Below are 16,364 nucleotides of genomic sequence, written 5' to 3' on the forward strand. Positions count from 1 at the left end.
TTTTGTGGACAAGCGCGCAGGGCAAGGCGGGACTGCACTGAATGCGCTTAGCGAATCGAACCCGTGGCGATAGAGGTGACCTCCCATGACGCGGTATGTTTTCATCACCGGCGGCGTGGTGTCCTCGCTTGGCAAAGGCCTGGCGGCGGCGGCTCTCGCAGCCCTTCTCCAGGCGCGCGGCCACACGGTCCGCCTGCGCAAGCTCGACCCCTACCTGAACGTCGATCCGGGCACGATGAGCCCGTATCAGCACGGTGAGGTCTTCGTCACCGACGATGGCGCCGAGACCGATCTCGACCTCGGCCATTACGAGCGCTTCACCGGCCGGCCCTGCAACAAGGGCGACAACATCACCACCGGCCGCATCTACATGGACATCCTGACCAAGGAGCGCCGCGGCGATTATCTCGGCGCGACGATCCAGGTCGTGCCGCATGTCACCAATGCCATCAAGGAATTCATCCTGACCGGCAACGAGGGCTACGACTTCACCCTGGTCGAGATCGGCGGCACGGTTGGCGACATCGAGAGCCTGCCGTTCCTGGAAGCGATCCGCCAGACCAACCAGCAGCTCCCGCGCGGCCAGTGCATCTTCGTGCACCTGACGCTGCTGCCCTATATCCCGACTGCCGGCGAACTGAAGACCAAGCCGACCCAGCATTCGGTCGCCGAATTGCGCTCGATCGGCATCCAGCCCGACATCCTGCTCTGCCGCACCGACCGCGAGATCCCGCGCGAGGAGCGCCGCAAGCTCGCGCTGTTCTGCAATGTCAGGGAAACCGCGGTGATCGAGGCTCGCGACGTCGCCTCGATCTATGACGTGCCGCTCTCCTACCATGCCGAGGGACTCGACACCGAGGTGCTCGCCGCCTTCGGCATGGATGCCAAGCCCGAGCCCGAGATCACCAACTGGAAGCGCATCTCCGAGCGCGTGAAGAACCCCGAGGGCGAGGTCACCATCGCCGTCGTCGGCAAGTATACCGGCATGAAGGACGCCTATAAGTCCCTCATCGAGGCGCTGACCCATGGCGGCATCGCCAACAACGTCAAGGTCAATCTCGACTGGATCGAGTCGGAGGTCTTCGAGAAGGAGGACCCGGCGCCCTTCCTCGAACATGTCCACGGCATCCTCGTGCCCGGCGGCTTCGGCCATCGCGGCGCCGAGGGCAAGATCAAGGCGGCGACCTTCGCACGCAACCGCAAGGTGCCTTATTTCGGCATCTGCTTCGGCATGCAGATGGCGGTGATCGAGGCGGCGCGTTCGCTCGCCGGCATCACGGATGCCAATTCGACCGAGTTCGGCCCGACCGAAGAGCCCGTCGTCGGCCTGATGACCGAGTGGATGCGCGGCAACGAACTGGAGCAGCGCGCGGCCAACGGCAATCTCGGCGGCACCATGCGGCTCGGCGCCTATGCCTCGACGCTGGCAGCCGGCTCGAAGATCGCCGAGATCTACGGCTCGACCGAAATCTCCGAGCGCCACCGCCACCGCTACGAGGTCAACATGGGTTATCGCGAGAAGCTGGAGGCGAAGGGCATGCGCTTCGCCGGCCTGTCGCCCGACGGCCTGCTGCCCGAGACGGTCGAATATCCCGACCATCCCTGGTTCATCGGCGTGCAGTACCATCCCGAGCTGAAGTCGCGCCCCTTCGAGCCGCACCCGCTCTTCGCCAGCTTCATCGAGGCGGCCAAGGCCCAGAGCCGCCTGGTCTGATCTCTGGCTCGTCGAGCTGCACCGTCGCCCAGGGCAGGCGGTGCTGCTCGAATACCGCCTTGCTCGGCCCGGGAAAATCCGGGTCGGCGAAGGCACCGATCGCCACCGCGACCATCTCCGGCTTGCGCGACGGCTCCCAGAACACCGTGCTGCCGCAGGCCGGGCAGAAATGGTGCAGCACCCGATATCCGCTATCGGACGGGCGCTCGTAGTCGCTGAAGCGTCCGGTCACGGCGATATCGCCGCGCGCATAGAAGGCCGCGACGCCATAGGCGCTGCCGGTCCGCCGCTGGCAATCGCGGCAATGGCAGAGCGAGACGCTCACGGGTTCGCCGGTGCAGGCGATGCGCAATTGCCCGCAACTGCAGCGGGCCTCCCGGGTCGTCATGCGGCGCATCCTCCTTTTAGATGACGGCTTGTGCGGTTTTCACGTTAGCCTGACTATGTGGCATCGTTGATCCAGAGTCTTCGCAGCGGCATGGGGGCAGGGCGCATGACGATCTCGATGGCGGGCCTGCCCGCATTCCTCCTCTATTTCGCCGTTGGCGTCTTGTTGATCGCCGCTTTCGCCGCGGTCTATCTGCGGCTCACCGCGCATGACGAGATCGCGCTGATTCGGGCCGGCAACCTCTCGGCCGCGATCGCCTTCGGCGGCAACCTCGTCGGGTTCGCGGTGCCGCTGGAGAAGGCGATCTCCCAGGCCAGCAGCATTCCCGACTGCGTGCTCTGGGCGGTGGCGGCGATGCTTATCCAGTTCGCCGCCTACGGCGCTGCGCGGGTCGCGATCCCCGAATTGTCGCGCAAGATCGAGGAGGATCGTCTGCCTGCCGCCGCGATGCTGGCGGTGATCGCGGTGATCTCGGGCACGCTGGCCGCGGCCAGCATGACGGCATGAGGCGGCCATGAAGCGCTCCTCGCAGATCGGGCTCGCGGCCGCCGGCCTCCTCCTCGTCGCCACCGTCTGGTCGATGACATCAGAGGACCCACAGGAGAACCTCGTCTACAACAGCCTGAGCGATTGCCGGGCCGCCGGGCAGCTCACGGCCCAGCAATGCGAGACCGCCTTTGCCGAGGCGACCGCCGCGCGACTCAAGGACGCGCCGAAATTCCAGAGCCAGAGTGCCTGCGAGACGCAATACGGCGCCAGCGGCTGCAGCTCCGCCACGATCGGCGGCGCGCAATACTTCATTCCGGCGCTGGCAGGCTTCATGCTGGCGCGCGGCCTGTCCGGTGGACAGGCGCAGGCGCAGCCCCTGATGCCGCCGACCGCCGCCGCTTGCCCTCCGGGCTCGACGCAGCCCGAATGCCAGCAGGCACGCTCGTCGGGCTCTTCAGGCAGCAGCTCCTATGGCGGCGGCAGCAGCCGCTCGCGCGCCTATTCGACGACATCCGGCCGCAGCATCACGGCGGCTTTCGCGGCGGGCTCCCGCAGCGGCGGCACGGCGGCGACCAGCACGGCCTCACGCGGCGGATTCGGTTCGATCGCGCGCTCCTTCTCCTCGCATTCCTCGTCCTGAGATGCGCCGCGTCACGCTTCCGCCGCGTCCGGACTGGGTCGAACAGGTCGAGCGCCTCGGCTTCGCCTTCCACACCATCGACGGCGAGACCTATTGGGACGAGAGCGCCGCCTTCGCCTTCACGCTGGAGGAGATCGAGCGCGATATCGAGGGGCCGACGGAGGCGATCGAGCAGCTCTGCTTCGCCTTCATCGAGAAGGCGCTCGACAGCGAGGAAACGCTGAACAGGCTCGCGATTCCCGCCGAGCACTGGGACTATATCCGCGAAAGCTGGCGGCGCGGCGACCGCAACCTCTACGGCCGGCTCGATCTCGCCTATGACGGCCGCGGACCGGCGAAGCTCCTCGAATACAATGCCGATACCCCGACCGCCCTGTTCGAATCGAGCGTCGTCCAATGGGACTGGCTGGAGCAGGCGATGGCGCGCGGCGCAATCCCGAAGGGCAGCGACCAGTTCAACTCTTTGCACGAGCGCCTGATCGCAGCCTTCGCCGGTCTGCGCGAGCCTTCGCCCTACCGCCTGCACCTGACCTGCGTACAGGATAGCCCCGAGGACAAGGGCACGGTCGACTACCTCGCCGATTGCGCGGTGCAGGCCGGGCTCGATGCCCGCTTCACCTATATCGAGGAGCTCGGCCTGCTGACCGACGGGCGCTTCTGCGACGGCGCCAACCAGCCGATCGAGACGCTGTTCAAGCTCTATCCGTGGGAATGGATGTTCCGCGAGAGTTACGGCAGCGCGCTCGCCGGCTCGGGCTGCCAGTTCATCGAGCCACCCTGGAAGGCGATCCTCTCCAACAAGGGACTGCTCGCCTGTCTCTGGGCGATGGAGCCGGGCCATCCCAACCTGCTGCCGGCCTTCTTCGAGGGCGACCAACGCTGCGCGACGCTCTCAGGCAGGCACGTCCGCAAGCCGCTCTATTCGCGCGAGGGCGCCAATGTCACGCTGATGGAGCGCGGCCGCGTGGTCGATAGCGACGACGGCCCCTATGGCGCCGAGGGCCATATCCTGCAGGATGCCGCGACCAACCTGTTCTCTGCCGATGGCAAATACGCCGTCCTCGGTTCCTGGCTCGTCGCCTCGCAGGCCTGCGGCCTGTGCCTGCGCGAGGATGCCTCGCCGATCACCAAAAACACCTCGCGCTTCCTGCCGCACTATATCGAGCCCTGAACGCACGACATGACCACGCCCTGATCTGTGCTAGCCTTGGGCCCCGATACGCCTGTCGACGGAGCCTGCCATGCCTGCAACAGCCTCAACGCCCCGCGGTCTCGACCATCTCGTCATCGGCGTCCGCGATCTCGACGCCGCCTGGCATTTCTACGAGAAGCTCGGCTTCCGCGTCGGCGCCCGCAACCGACATCCCTGGGGCACCGAGAACCGGATCGTGCAGTTTCCCGGCTCCTTCCTCGAGCTGGTGACGATCGCCGACGATGCCGCCATCCCGCCGCATGGCGAACGCCGCTTCTCCTTCGGCGCCTTCGTCCGCGAATCTCTGACAGGGCAGGGCGAGGGGCTCTCGATGCTGGTGCTGGAGAGCACCGACGCCAAGGCCGATGCGGCCACGTTCAAGGCGCAGGGCATCGGCGATTTCGAGCCCTTCTTCTTCGAACGCCGGGCGAGGCGGCCGGATGGCAGCGATGTCCGCGTCGCTTTCGAACTGGCCTTCGCCGCCGATTCGCGCGCGCCGGAATGCGGCTTCTTCGTCTGCCAGCAATTCGAGCCGCAGAATTTCTGGAACCCGGAATTCCAACATCACCCCAACGGTGCCACCGCGCTCTCGGCCGTCGTGATGCTGGCGGAGGAACCCGCCTTCCACCGCGCCTTCCTCTCGGCCTTCAGCGGGGGCGCCGAAGTGCTGGAGGGCAATGAGGATTACGTGCTCGCCTTGCCGCGTGGACGCATCGACGTGCTCGATCCCGAAGCCGCGCAGGGCGCCTATCTCGTCGAGCCCGATACGACCCCGGCGCGCTTCCTCGGCTTCTGCGTCTCGGTGCCCGATCTGGAAGCCGTGGCGGAACGCCTGACCGAGAACGAAGTGTCGTTCCAGCGCGGCGACGAGCGGCTTTTCGTCCCGGCCGAGGAAGCCTTCGGCTGCATGGTGGCCTTCGAGCAGGGGTGAGGGGCGGCAGTCCGTCGGCGCCAGTCTTGTCATTCCGGGGCTTCGCGTAGCGAAGAACCCGGAACCCACGACTGGGTAGACGGCCTGCAACGGAGCGTAAGATGTCTCACCCGGTCGTGGGTTCCGGGTTCGCGCCTTCGGCGCGCCCCGGAATGACAAGGGTGGTTCTGGGCCGGAACGGCTGGCTCAGCCCTTCGCCTCGACCGGCGGCAGCGAGGCCAGGAGCCCGATCAGCGCCCGGTCATGCAGCACGACCATCCGCTCCTTCGGCTTCAGCCAGATCGCGGCATCCTCGATCGTCTCGGCATCGACGAGCTTGGCCTGGGCCACGGCGCGGTCGGGCTCGATCTCGCCGCGCCGGCGTGACTGGCCATAGGGCAGCATCAGTTCATGGGCGTGGCGCAGTTCCGCATCGGCGTGGAGCGCCTTGATGCCGTCGGCATCGTCGTAGCCGGCTTTCTCGAACTCGGCCTGCAATTCGTTGGCGCGCGTCGCGATCGCGGGCGGGGCGCCTTCCTCCGGCGTCATCAGCAGCTTGTGGCGCTTGAGCCAGAGGCCGATCGCGAGCTGACCCGAGGCCCATGACAGCGGGATCGCCAGCACGAGACCGACGATCGTCGGCGACATCCAGGCGAAGAGCGAGGTCGCGATCATGAAGGCCGAGAGGCCGGTGACGACACCGAGCACGGTATGGGTCCGGTGCCGGCGCACGATGTCCTTGAACGGGATCGAGCCGTCGTCGCGCCGCTGCGGATTCCAGCCGGTGTCGCGGCCGAGCAGGATCTGGAAGACCGAGCCGGACTGGATCAGCATCATGATCGGCGCGAAGAACGCCGAGAACAGAACCTCGATCAACGCCGAGACGATCAGGCGGATCGCGCCGCCGCCGGCCTGCCGGAGCCTGGTGTTGAACAGGGTCAGCAGCAGGCCGAACAGCTTCGGCGCCAGCAGGATCGCCATGGTCACGGCGAACAGGCGCAAGGCGCGCTCGGGGTCGAAGCGCGGCCAGACCGGGAAGAGCGTGAATTCCTGCGTGAAGTATTCAGGGCGAGCGTAATTGACCTGCAACACGATCAGGATGCCGACCACGAGCTGCATCAGCCAGAGCGGCGAGGCGAGATAGCCCATGATGCCGGTGGCGAAATGCTGGCGCGTCGGCATGACGAAGCCCTTGCCGCCCATGATCCGCGAATGCTGGAGATTGCCCTGACACCAGCGCCGGTCGCGCACCGAGATATCGATCAGCGAGGGCGGGCTTTCCTCATAGGAGCCCGTCAGGTCCGGCAGCATGTAGACCGACCAGCCGGCACGGCGGATCAGCGCCGCCTCGACGAAGTCATGGCTCAGCACATGGCCGCCGAAGGGCGGTTTGCCTTTCAGGTCCGGCAGGCCGCAATGGTCGGCGAAGGCCTTGGTCCGGATGATCGCGTTGTGGCCCCAGTAATTGCCGTCGCGGCCGGACCACATCGCGAGACCGGTGGCGATGACCGGGCCATAGACCCGCGCCGCGAATTGCTGCAGCCGGGCGAAGAAGGTGTTGCGGTTGATGATCAGCGGCAGCGACTGGATGATGCCGGCATCGGGATCATTCTCCATCGCGGCGGCGAGGCGCACGATGCAGGTGCCGGTCATCAGGCTGTCGGCATCGAGCACGACCATGTGCTCGTAGAGCCCGCCCCAACGTGTGACGAAGTCCGCGATATTGCCGGCCTTGCGGTGATGGTTCTTCGGTCGGTGGCGGTAATAGACTCGGGCATTCGGCCCAAGCCGCTCGCGCAGCGCCAGGAAGGCCCGCTCCTCCGCCACCCAGACATCCGGATTGGTGGTGTCGGAGACGATGAAATAATCGAAATGGTCGCCGAGCCCCGTCGCCTCGACCGATTCGCGGATCGCCGCCACCGCTGCGAAGATCCGCGCCGACGACTCGTTGTAGATCGGCATCACCACGACGGTGCGGTGCTTCAAGGTTTCGGCCCGGTCCGCCCGGCCGGCGCCGAAGAGCACGCCGAAGAAGCCGAGCAGCGCGCTGGTGAAGGCGAGCGCGATCCACGAGAAATTGATCGTGAACAGCACGAGCAGGGCGTACTGCAGCGAGGTCGTGCGGCTGACCGACACGACATTGTACATTTCCCAGGCGCCGAAGCCGGTGAGCGCGAGCCCGCCGCCGAAGACGAACAGGCGCTTCAGCCACGGCGTCTTCCAGTCGCGCGGTGCGGCCGGGGCGCGACGATCCGAATCCGTCCAGCTCCGGAACGACTGCACCGGCATGACCAGTGGCTCTTCCGGAGGCGTGGCCGGTTCGCGGGCCGCGCTGTAGCCGCGCTGTTCCATTTCCATGGCGTCGCGGCGGGTTGCCGTTACCAGGTCCATCGATTCAACCAGGTTTCAGAGACGGGCTGGCCGCCCGATTGCAGGACGAGCCGGAGCTCGGACAGATTGTCGTTGCCGGGATCGACCTCGAAGCCGACGCGCATCAGCTTGCGCTCCGGATAGGGCCAGAGGCGAACGTTGTGCACGGCGCCGGGCTGGGCCGTGATCGTCGCCCGCGTCGAGGCGATCAGCGCCGCATCGGCCAGCTTGTCGCCGGTGAATTCGACGATGAAGCGCCGCCGGCGCCCTTGCGAGCCCTTGCCCTGCCGCGAACGGGTGGCGAGCGCCAAGGGCGGACGCTCAGGCGGCTGCCAGCACCAGGCCTGGCGATAGCTCACCGACGTCTCGCTGCCGGCCGCAAGCGGCTGCTTCGGCCGCCAGTACATGATGATGTTCTTGTTCGGCTCGGAATCGCTGGGGATCTCGATGAGCTGCACCGAACCGGCGCCCCAGTCGCCCAGCGGCTCCATCCAGACGCTCGGCCGGAGCTCGAAGCGCTGGTCGTCGTCCTGGAAGGCGGCGGGGTCGCGCTCGCGCTGGACCAGGCCGAAGCCCTTGGGATTCTCGTCGACGAAGGAGGAAACCTGCAAGGTCGCGGGATTGTTGACCGGGCGATAGATCCATTCGCCGCCGCCCGACTGCATCTGGACGCCCGAGACCTCGCCGATCGAGGGGCGGATATCGTCAAAGACGCGCCGGCTCTGCGGGCCCGACAGGAAGGTCGCGCTCGTGCAGCCGAAGCCGACATGGTCGAGCGCCTGCCGCGCGAACAGCGTCATCTCGACATCGACGAAAGTCACGTCGCCCGGCCGCAGCGTCATCCGCACGGCGCCGGCGACGCTCTCGGAATCGAGCAGGCCGTGAATCACCAGCGAGCCCACCGCCGGGCTCGGCCGCTCGATCCAGAACGCCCGGAAGAACGGCAGTTCCTCGCCGCGCGTCTCGCCGGGGCGCAGGATCAGCGCGCGCGCCATCGCGCCGAAATTCTGGCCGCGGGCGAGGGCGCGGAAGAAGGTGCCGCCCTGGAAGACCGCGACCTCGAAGGGGCGCTCCAGCCCGGCGGCGATCCGCATGCCGGAGAATTGCAGGTCGGCATTGCCCGTCGGCGGCGCGACCCGCCCGTAGTCGAACTTGCTGCGATCGAAGCCGATGCGGCGCACCGTTCCCTCTTCGATCGTGAACAGGCTCACCGGATTGGAGAAGACATAGCCGCGATGCAGAGGTTCGACGGTGAAGCCACGATTCTCACCGGCCCAGACCGTGGCGCCCGGCTGCATCCGGATGCCCGCATACTGATCGGCGGGGAGGGTGGTGTAGCCCTCCGGCAGGTCGTTGGCGGCGAGCGGAATCAGTGGGCGCTGGGCCAGCGCCCTGGCAGCATCGACCACCAGCGCGGGGTCGAAACGCTGCCCGTCCACGAGGGAGGGGATGTTGAAGGAAGCTGCGCCGGTCGGCGCCTGCGCCGCGGCCGGGCCGGCCAGCGAGAGCAGCGCGGCGCCGCCGGCGGCGCCTTCCAGAAACTGCCTGCGATTCAACGGTGTCGACATGGGATCCAAACTACGCGGCGACGCCCTCGCCCCTCGCGCTTCTAGAGCATTTCCAGTTCGCCTGAAAAGCCTTTCCAATCGGGAAGATGCACGTCTTTCGGATGGTGCGATCCTGAGAATTCAGGCTGGAGCCAGCCTGCGGCAGCGGCCGTCCTCGGATGGAGCCTTTTCGCCGCGATTGAACTTTGGCAAAAGGCGCGCGGATCAGCTATCCACGGCGCCTGCGACGCCTGCTTGCGTGAAGTGGGCTGTGATGCGCGGGCCGTGGTTCAGACATGCCTGCAGGGGAAACGAGAAACATGACCGAAATGCAGTCGGCCCGATCCTGCCTCGCGATCGTCCTGGCCGCCGGAGAGGGCACCCGCATGAAATCGCGGGGGCCGAAGGTGCTCCATGCCGTGGCCGGCCGGTCACTGCTCGGCCATGCGCTGGCGGCGGTTTCGAAGGCTGGCGCGGATGCCGTCGCCGTCGTGATTTCCTCGGAACGCCCCGAAGTCGGTGAAGCGGCGCGCAAGCAGCTTCCGCATGCGCAGATCGCGATCCAGCACGAGCGCCGGGGCACCGCCCATGCCGCGCTCGCCGCGAAGGCCGCCATCGCAACCGGCCATGACGACGTCATCATCGCCTTTGGTGATACGCCGCTTGTGCGTCCGGAGACCTTTGCGGCCCTTCGCCGCGGCTTGAGAGACGGCGCCGCCGTCGTTGCGCTCGGCTTCGTGGCCAAGGACCCGACAGGCTATGGTCGCTTTGTCGAGAAGGACGGGCATCTCGAGGCGATCGTCGAGCATAAGGACGCGACGCCGGAGCAGCGCGCGATCACGCTCTGCAATGCCGGGTTGATGGCGCTCTCCGGCGAGCACGCCCTCTCGATCCTGGAAGCGATCGGCAGCCACAACGCCCAGGGCGAATTCTATCTCACCGATGCGGTCGAAGTCGCACGCAAGCGCGGGCTCGACGCCATCGCGCTGCGGGCGCCCGAAAGCGAGGTCCAGGGCGTCAACGACCGCGTCCAGCTCGCCGCCGTGGAAGCGGATTTCCAACGTCGCAAGCGCCTCGCCGTGATGCTCGGCGGCGCGACGCTGGTCGCGCCCGAGACGGTCTTCTTCAGCTATGACACGCAGATCGGCCGCGATGTCGTGATCGAGCCGAACGTGGTCTTCGGGCCGGGCGTGCGTGTCGATGACGGCGCGGTGATCCACGCTTTCTCGCATCTCGAGGGCGCCACGGTCGGTGCCGATGCCAGCGTCGGTCCCTATGGCCGCCTGCGGCCGGGCGCGAAGCTCGCCGAGAAGGCCAAGGTCGGCAATTTCGTCGAGGTGAAGGCGGCCGATATCGGCCCCGGCGCCAAGGTCAACCACCTGACCTATATCGGCGATGCCTCGATCGGCGCGGCCGCGAATATCGGCGCCGGCACGATCACCTGCAATTATGACGGCTTCAACAAGTCCAGGACGACGATCGGCGCCAATGCCTTCGTCGGCTCGAACTCCTCGCTGGTGGCCCCGGTGACGATCGGCGAGGGCGCCATTATCGGCTCAGGCTCGGTCATCACCAGCGACGTCGCGCCCGACGCGCTCGCCCTCGGCCGCGGCCGCCAGGTCGAGAAGGAAGGCTGGGCGGTGACCTTCCGCATCGCCGCTGCTGCCAAGAGAGCAGCCAAGAAAGCGGCCGAATAGCCGGGAATCGGGGCGGATCGCGCCATCCGCCGTTCACAGTTCGTCATCTAGATTGATTGGGCAGGCGCGCCGATCGCGGCTATGCGCTTTGCCGACAGCAATGGCTTGAGGGGTTGGCCCATGTGCGGCATCGTCGGGATTCTGGGCAAGGAAGCAGTGGCGACGCAGGTCGTCGAGGCGCTGCGGCGGCTTGAGTATCGCGGGTATGACTCCGCCGGCGTCGCAACGCTGGAAGCCGGAAAGCTCACCCGACGCCGCGCCGAGGGCAAGCTCAAGAATCTCGAGATTCGCCTGTCGAACGAACCGCTCGGAGGCCTGGTCGGCATCGGCCACACCCGCTGGGCGACCCATGGCAAGCCCAACGAGACCAATGCCCATCCGCATGCGACGCCGAAGCTCGCGGTGGTCCATAACGGCATCATCGAGAATTTCCGCGATCTGCGCGCCGAGCTCCAGGCCGACGGCTACGTCTTCGAGACCGAGACCGACACCGAGATCGTCGCCCATCTCGTCACCCGTGAACTCGACCGCGGCAAGAACCCGGTCGATGCGGTTGCCGCCAGCCTGCCGCGCCTGCACGGCGCCTTCGCACTTGCCTTCCTGTTCCAGGGCGAGGAGGACCTGCTGATTGGCGCCCGCAAGGGCTCGCCGCTGGCCGTCGGCGTCGGCGACGGCGAGATGTATCTCGGCTCGGACGCGCTGGCGCTCGCGCCCTTCACCAATCTCATCGCCTATCTGGAGGAGGGCGACTGGGTCGTGCTCCACCGCCGCGGCGCGACCTTCTACGATCAGACCAACAAGCGCGTAGAGCGCCGCGCCCAGCGCGTCGCCGCCGGCGCCTTCCTGGTCGAGAAGGGCAACCACCGCCACTTCATGGCCAAGGAGATCTACGAGCAGCCAGAGGTCGTCGGCCATACGCTGACGCAATATCTCGACATGGCCAACGGCAAGGTACGGCTGCCCTTCGGCGACCAGATCGACTGGAAGGGCCTGTCGCGCCTGACGATCAGCGCCTGCGGCACCTCCTATTATGCCGGCCTCATCGCGAAATACTGGTTCGAGAAGCTGGCGCGCCTGCCGGTCGAGATCGATGTCGCCTCCGAGTTCCGTTATCGCGAGGCGCCTCTGCCGGACCAGGGCCTGGCGCTCTTCATCTCGCAGTCCGGCGAAACCGCCGACACGCTGGCCGGTTTGCGCTACGCCCGCCAGAACGGGCAGGTCATCCTTTCGGTCGTCAACGTCCCGACCTCGACGATCGCGCGCGAGAGCGATGCGGTCGCGCAGACGCTCGCCGGTCCCGAAATCGGCGTCGCCTCGACCAAGGCCTTCGTCTGCCAGCTTGCCGTCTTCGCTTCGCTCGCACTCGCCGCAGCCCGCGCCCGCGGCACGCTCTCGGCGCAGGACGAGGCCCGCCATGTGCAGAATCTGATCTCGCTCCCGGGACTGATGGCGCGAGCGCTGCAGCTCGAGCCGCAGATCGAGCAGCTCTCGCACAAGCTCTCGCGCGCCAAGGACGTGCTCTATCTCGGCCGCGGCACGAGCTTCCCGCTGGCGCTCGAAGGCGCGCTGAAGCTCAAGGAAATCAGCTACATCCACGCCGAAGGTTATCCGGCGGGCGAGCTGAAGCACGGGCCGATCGCGCTGATCGACGAGGACATGCCGGTCATCGTCGTCGCGCCTTATGACGCGCTGTTCGAGAAGACCGCCTCCAACATGCAGGAGGTCGCGGCGCGCGGCGGCCGGATCATCCTCGTCACCGACGCGAAAGGCGCCGCCGAATGCGGCATCGAGCCGGAGGCGACGATCATCATGCCGGACATGGACCCGACCTTCGCGCCGGTCGTCTACGCCCTGCCGATCCAGATGATCGCCTATCAGACGGCGGTTTTCATGGGCAAGGACGTCGACCAGCCGCGCAACCTGGCCAAATCCGTCACGGTGGAGTGACGATCGTTCAGGATTCAGGCCGGGTCGAAACGTAGAGGCCCGCGCCGACCATACAGAGCGCCGCCGTCGCAAGAGCGATCGGCGGCGCGCTTGTTTGCGTCAATATGGCAAAGCTTAGCGCCATCGAACCGCAGGCGAGATATTTCGCGCGCCGGGCGATGGCGCCGGTCTCGCGCCAGCGCAGGACATGCGGACCGAGCCTCGGATGGCCGATCAGCCAGCCCTCGAATCGCGGCGAGGATTGCGAGAAGCACCAGGCCGCCGCGATCAGGAAGATCGTGCCGGGCATCAGCGGCAGGATCAGCCCGATCACGCCGAGCGCCGTGAAGACCCAGCCCGCGGCGAAGAGCAGCGGCCGTGACCATCGGCGTCGCGGCTGATCGTCCTGGCTCACGGCCTCATCCTTGCTTGCGCTATCTCTTTGTGTTGTCGCATTTTCTTCACGCGAACCGGTACCCACTTCGCTCGAGAATGCTCCAGGGGCTGGCGGATGGCGCCGCCTCGCTTATCGTGTCATATCGCGGCCCATGCGAGCCGCCGCAAGCAGGCGGGAGGTCGCGCCGGTGTTCTGGGAGAAACGATGACAGCCGGCCCGCCCGATCCCCGCCTCATCCTGCCCACGGAAATCCTGCGCCCGACCTGGGGCGCTCGCCTGCGCCGCTATTTCCTGACCGGGCTGGTCATCGCCGCGCCGCTCGCCATTACGGCTTCGGTGACCTGGTGGTTCGTCAATTTCGTCGACGGGCTGGTGAAGCCGCTCATCCCGAACTCCTACCTGCCCGATGCCTATCTGCCCTATCCGGTTCCGGGTTTCGGGCTCGTGATCGCGCTTGTCGGGCTGACGCTGCTCGGCTTCCTCACCGCCAATCTCGTCGGGCGCTCGCTCCTCAATGCCGGCGAGGCGATCCTCGACCGCATGCCGGTGGTGCGCAGCCTCTACAAGGGCGTGAAGCAGGTCTTCGAGACCATCTTCTCGCAGTCCGGCACCTCGTTCCGCAAGGTCGGGATGGTGCAGTTCCCGCAGCCGGGCATGTGGTCGATCGTCTTCATCGCACAGGAGGCGGCGCCCGAGATCGCCGAACGCCTGCCGAATGGCCAGGAACCGGGCGACAAGCAGATCGGCGTCTTCCTGCCCTGCACGCCGAACCCGACCACGGGCTTCTTCTTCTACCTGCCGCGGCGCGAGGTCGTCGAACTCTCGATCTCGGTCGAGGACGGCGCCAAGCTGATCATGTCGGCTGGGCTGATCCAGCCCGGCGAACAGAACGGCAAGCCGAAGCTCGAGGGGAAGCCGCCGCTCAGCCCGCCCTGAGCAGACGGATCGCGACGTCCCGCTCGAACAGATAGAGCAAGACCCGGAGCGCCTGACCACGCGGCGTTTCCAGATGCGGGTCGCGCTCGATCAGCAATCGCGCATCGTCGCGTGCGGCTGCCAGCAGGTCGCCGTCGATCTCCGGCCGGGCGATGCGCCAGTCCGGCGAGCCCGATTGCTTGGTGCCGAGCACCTCGCCTTCGCCACGCAGGCGCAGATCCTCCTCGGCGATGCGGAAGCCGTCCTCGGTCTCGCGCATGATCGTGAGCCGCGCCTCGGCGACCGGGCCCAGCGGCCCCTTGTAGAGCAGGAGGCAGGTCGAGGCGGCCGAGCCACGCCCGATTCGCCCGCGCAACTGATGGAGCTGGGCGAGGCCGAAGCGTTCGGCATGCTCGATCACCATGACGCTGGCATTGGGCACGTCGACGCCGACCTCGATCACAGTGGTCGAGACGAGGATGCGCGTCTCGCCGGCGACGAAGGCGGCCATGGCGGCGTCCTTCTCGCGGCCGGGCATCTGGCCGTGGAGCAGGCCGACCTTGTCGCCGAAGATGTCGCGCAGGGCCTCATAGCGCTCCTGCGCGGCGGCGACGTCGAGCGTGTCGGATTCCTGCACGAGCGGGCAGACCCAATAGGCCTGCGCGCCGCTCTCGACCGCACGGCCGATGGCGCCGACGACTTCGTCATAGCGTTCCGAGGAGACGGCGCGGGTGACGATCGGTTTCCGGCCTGCCGGTTTCTCCGAGAGGATCGAGATATCCATATCGCCGAACCAGGTCAGCGAGAGCGTGCGCGGGATCGGCGTCGCGGTCATCACCAGCACGTCGACCGCTTCACCCTTGGAGCCGAGCAGCAGGCGCTGATGCACGCCGAAACGGTGCTGCTCGTCGACGACGGCGAGCGCGAGATCATGGAAGGCGACCCCCTCCTGGAACAGCGCATGGGTACCGACCGCGATGTCGATCGAGCCATCGGCCAGCCCCGCGAGCACCTGCTTGCGGCCGGCGCCCTTTTCGCGGCCGGTCAGCAAGGCGAGCTTCAGCCCAGCTTGCTCGGCCAATGGCGCCAGTCTTTCGGCATGCTGGCGGGCGAGGATTTCGGTCGGTGCCATCAGCACCGATTGCCGGCCGGCCTCGGCGGCGGCTGCCATCGCCATCAGCGCCACCACCGTCTTGCCCGAGCCGACATCGCCTTGGAGCAGGCGCAGCATCTTCTCGGGCTTGGCCATATCGGAATGGATATCGGCGATCGCCTTGCGCTGGCCTTCCGTCAGTTCGAAGGGCAGGGCGGACTGGATGCGGAAGCGCACGCCTCCGTCACCGGTAGTGACCCGCCCGGCGATCTTCTTCTGCTGGCGGCGCACGAGGGCGAGCGCGATCTGGCTCGCCAGCAACTCGTCATAGCCGATGCGCCGCCGCGCAACCGTGTCGCCTTCCGCCGCCTTGCGATCGACCGGGTGATGCAGCGCCTCGATCGCGGCGTGGAAAGAAGGGAAGTCGCTTCTGGCGAGGAAGGCGGGGTCCTGCCATTCCGGCATCTCCGGGCAGCGCTCGGCTGCCGCCTGCACGGTCCGCATCATCATGCGCTGGCCGATGCCCTCGGTCAGCGGATAGACCGGCTCGAAGGCCGGCAGCGTCGCCGCGAGCTTGGGATCGAGGATGCGCTCGGGATGCACCATCTGGCGCATGCCCTCCCAGAGTTCAAGCTTGCCCGAGATCAGCCGGTAGGCGCCGATCGGCAGGGTCTGTGCCAGATGCCGCGAATCGGCGTGGAAGAAGACGAGCGTGACGTCGCCAGTCTCGTCCTCGACGATGATGCGATAGGGCGCCTTCTTGCCGGCGGGGGCGGCGCGATGCTCGCTGACGCGGGCGGTGAAGGTCGCGACATCGCCGATCGGCGTATCGGCGATCGAGGGGCTCGGCCGGCGGTCGACCGCACCGGTCGGGAGCTGGAACATCAGGTCGATGACGCGCGCCGGCCTCGTCTCGTCGCCGAGAAATTTGTCCAGCACCTTGCCGAGCTTGGGCCCGACGCCGGACAGCGTCGTGACGGGGGCGAACAGCGGATCGAGGATCGAGGGGCGCAAGACGTCTCGGCAATTGTCAGGAGCGCGAAGATCGCAGCCGCTTCGCCGCTGACTTCGCCGGGTTGCATCGCT

Annotated in this window: 13 protein-coding genes; 8 read left to right on the forward strand and 5 right to left on the reverse strand. The window is 67.1% G+C overall.

The genetic code is table 11. The annotated features are described in order from the left end of the window. Positions 1-85: 85 nt before the first annotated feature. On the forward strand, positions 86-1,714 hold the full coding sequence (locus tag ACWIEX_RS10335; RefSeq protein WP_454032952.1) for a CTP synthase: 1,629 nt from the start codon (positions 86-88) through the stop codon (positions 1,712-1,714). On the opposite strand, the gene ACWIEX_RS10340 is transcribed toward ACWIEX_RS10335, so the two are convergent. Continuing rightward, positions 1,677-2,102, reverse strand: coding sequence for a GFA family protein (locus tag ACWIEX_RS10340; protein ID WP_454032953.1), 426 nt, complete (start codon positions 2,100-2,102; stop codon positions 1,677-1,679). The two genes, ACWIEX_RS10335 and ACWIEX_RS10340, sit on opposite strands and share 38 nt — an antisense overlap. 105 nt (positions 2,103-2,207) lie before the next feature. Between ACWIEX_RS10340 and ACWIEX_RS10345 the strand changes: the two genes are divergently transcribed. From ACWIEX_RS10345 to ACWIEX_RS10360, 4 genes are all read left to right on the forward strand, one after another. Further along, complete coding sequence (locus tag ACWIEX_RS10345) at positions 2,208-2,609, forward strand: DUF350 domain-containing protein (RefSeq protein WP_454032954.1); 402 nt, start codon at positions 2,208-2,210, stop codon at positions 2,607-2,609. 7 nt (positions 2,610-2,616) lie between these two features. Then, positions 2,617-3,231, forward strand: a complete 615-nt coding sequence (locus ACWIEX_RS10350; protein ID WP_454032955.1) for a DUF1190 domain-containing protein — start codon at positions 2,617-2,619, stop codon at positions 3,229-3,231. A gap of 1 nt (position 3,232) precedes the next feature. Then, positions 3,233-4,402, forward strand: coding sequence for a glutathionylspermidine synthase family protein (locus ACWIEX_RS10355; protein ID WP_454032956.1), 1,170 nt, complete (start codon positions 3,233-3,235; stop codon positions 4,400-4,402). Positions 4,403-4,472: 70 nt separating this feature from the next. Then, positions 4,473-5,354, forward strand: coding sequence for a VOC family protein (locus ACWIEX_RS10360; protein ID WP_454032957.1), 882 nt, complete (start codon positions 4,473-4,475; stop codon positions 5,352-5,354). A gap of 186 nt (positions 5,355-5,540) precedes the next feature. On the opposite strand, the gene mdoH is transcribed toward ACWIEX_RS10360, so the two are convergent. After that, complete coding sequence (gene mdoH / locus ACWIEX_RS10365) at positions 5,541-7,724, reverse strand: glucans biosynthesis glucosyltransferase MdoH (RefSeq protein WP_454032958.1); 2,184 nt, start codon at positions 7,722-7,724, stop codon at positions 5,541-5,543. Continuing rightward, a complete protein-coding gene (locus ACWIEX_RS10370; protein WP_454032959.1) occupies positions 7,712-9,271 on the reverse strand; it encodes an OpgD/OpgG family glucan biosynthesis protein in 1,560 nt (519 codons plus the stop codon). Before ACWIEX_RS10370 ends, mdoH begins: the two co-directional genes overlap by 13 nt. 308 nt (positions 9,272-9,579) lie before the next feature. Between ACWIEX_RS10370 and glmU the strand changes: the two genes are divergently transcribed. Next, positions 9,580-10,947, forward strand: coding sequence for a bifunctional UDP-N-acetylglucosamine diphosphorylase/glucosamine-1-phosphate N-acetyltransferase GlmU (glmU, locus tag ACWIEX_RS10375; RefSeq protein WP_454033492.1), 1,368 nt, complete (start codon positions 9,580-9,582; stop codon positions 10,945-10,947). Positions 10,948-11,067: 120 nt separating this feature from the next. Beyond that, positions 11,068-12,894: a glutamine--fructose-6-phosphate transaminase (isomerizing) gene (gene glmS / locus ACWIEX_RS10380; RefSeq protein ID WP_454032960.1), complete on the forward strand. Its 1,827-nt coding sequence runs from the start codon at positions 11,068-11,070 to the stop codon at positions 12,892-12,894. Positions 12,895-12,901: 7 nt separating this feature from the next. Here glmS and ACWIEX_RS10385 read toward each other — a convergent pair whose 3' ends face one another. Continuing rightward, positions 12,902-13,288 (reverse strand): YbaN family protein, encoded by a 387-nt coding sequence (locus ACWIEX_RS10385; RefSeq protein ID WP_454032961.1) that lies wholly within the window; start codon positions 13,286-13,288, stop codon positions 12,902-12,904. Positions 13,289-13,474: 186 nt separating this feature from the next. Between ACWIEX_RS10385 and ACWIEX_RS10390 the strand changes: the two genes are divergently transcribed. Beyond that, complete coding sequence (locus ACWIEX_RS10390; RefSeq protein WP_454032962.1) at positions 13,475-14,206, forward strand: DUF502 domain-containing protein; 732 nt, start codon at positions 13,475-13,477, stop codon at positions 14,204-14,206. Here the strand turns inward: ACWIEX_RS10390 and recG are convergent. Beyond that, positions 14,193-16,292 (reverse strand): ATP-dependent DNA helicase RecG, encoded by a 2,100-nt coding sequence (gene recG / locus ACWIEX_RS10395; RefSeq protein WP_454032963.1) that lies wholly within the window; start codon positions 16,290-16,292, stop codon positions 14,193-14,195. The two genes, ACWIEX_RS10390 and recG, sit on opposite strands and share 14 nt — an antisense overlap. Positions 16,293-16,364: the final 72 nt, after the last annotated feature.

This window comes from Allobosea sp. NPDC055353 (assembly GCF_053644975.1).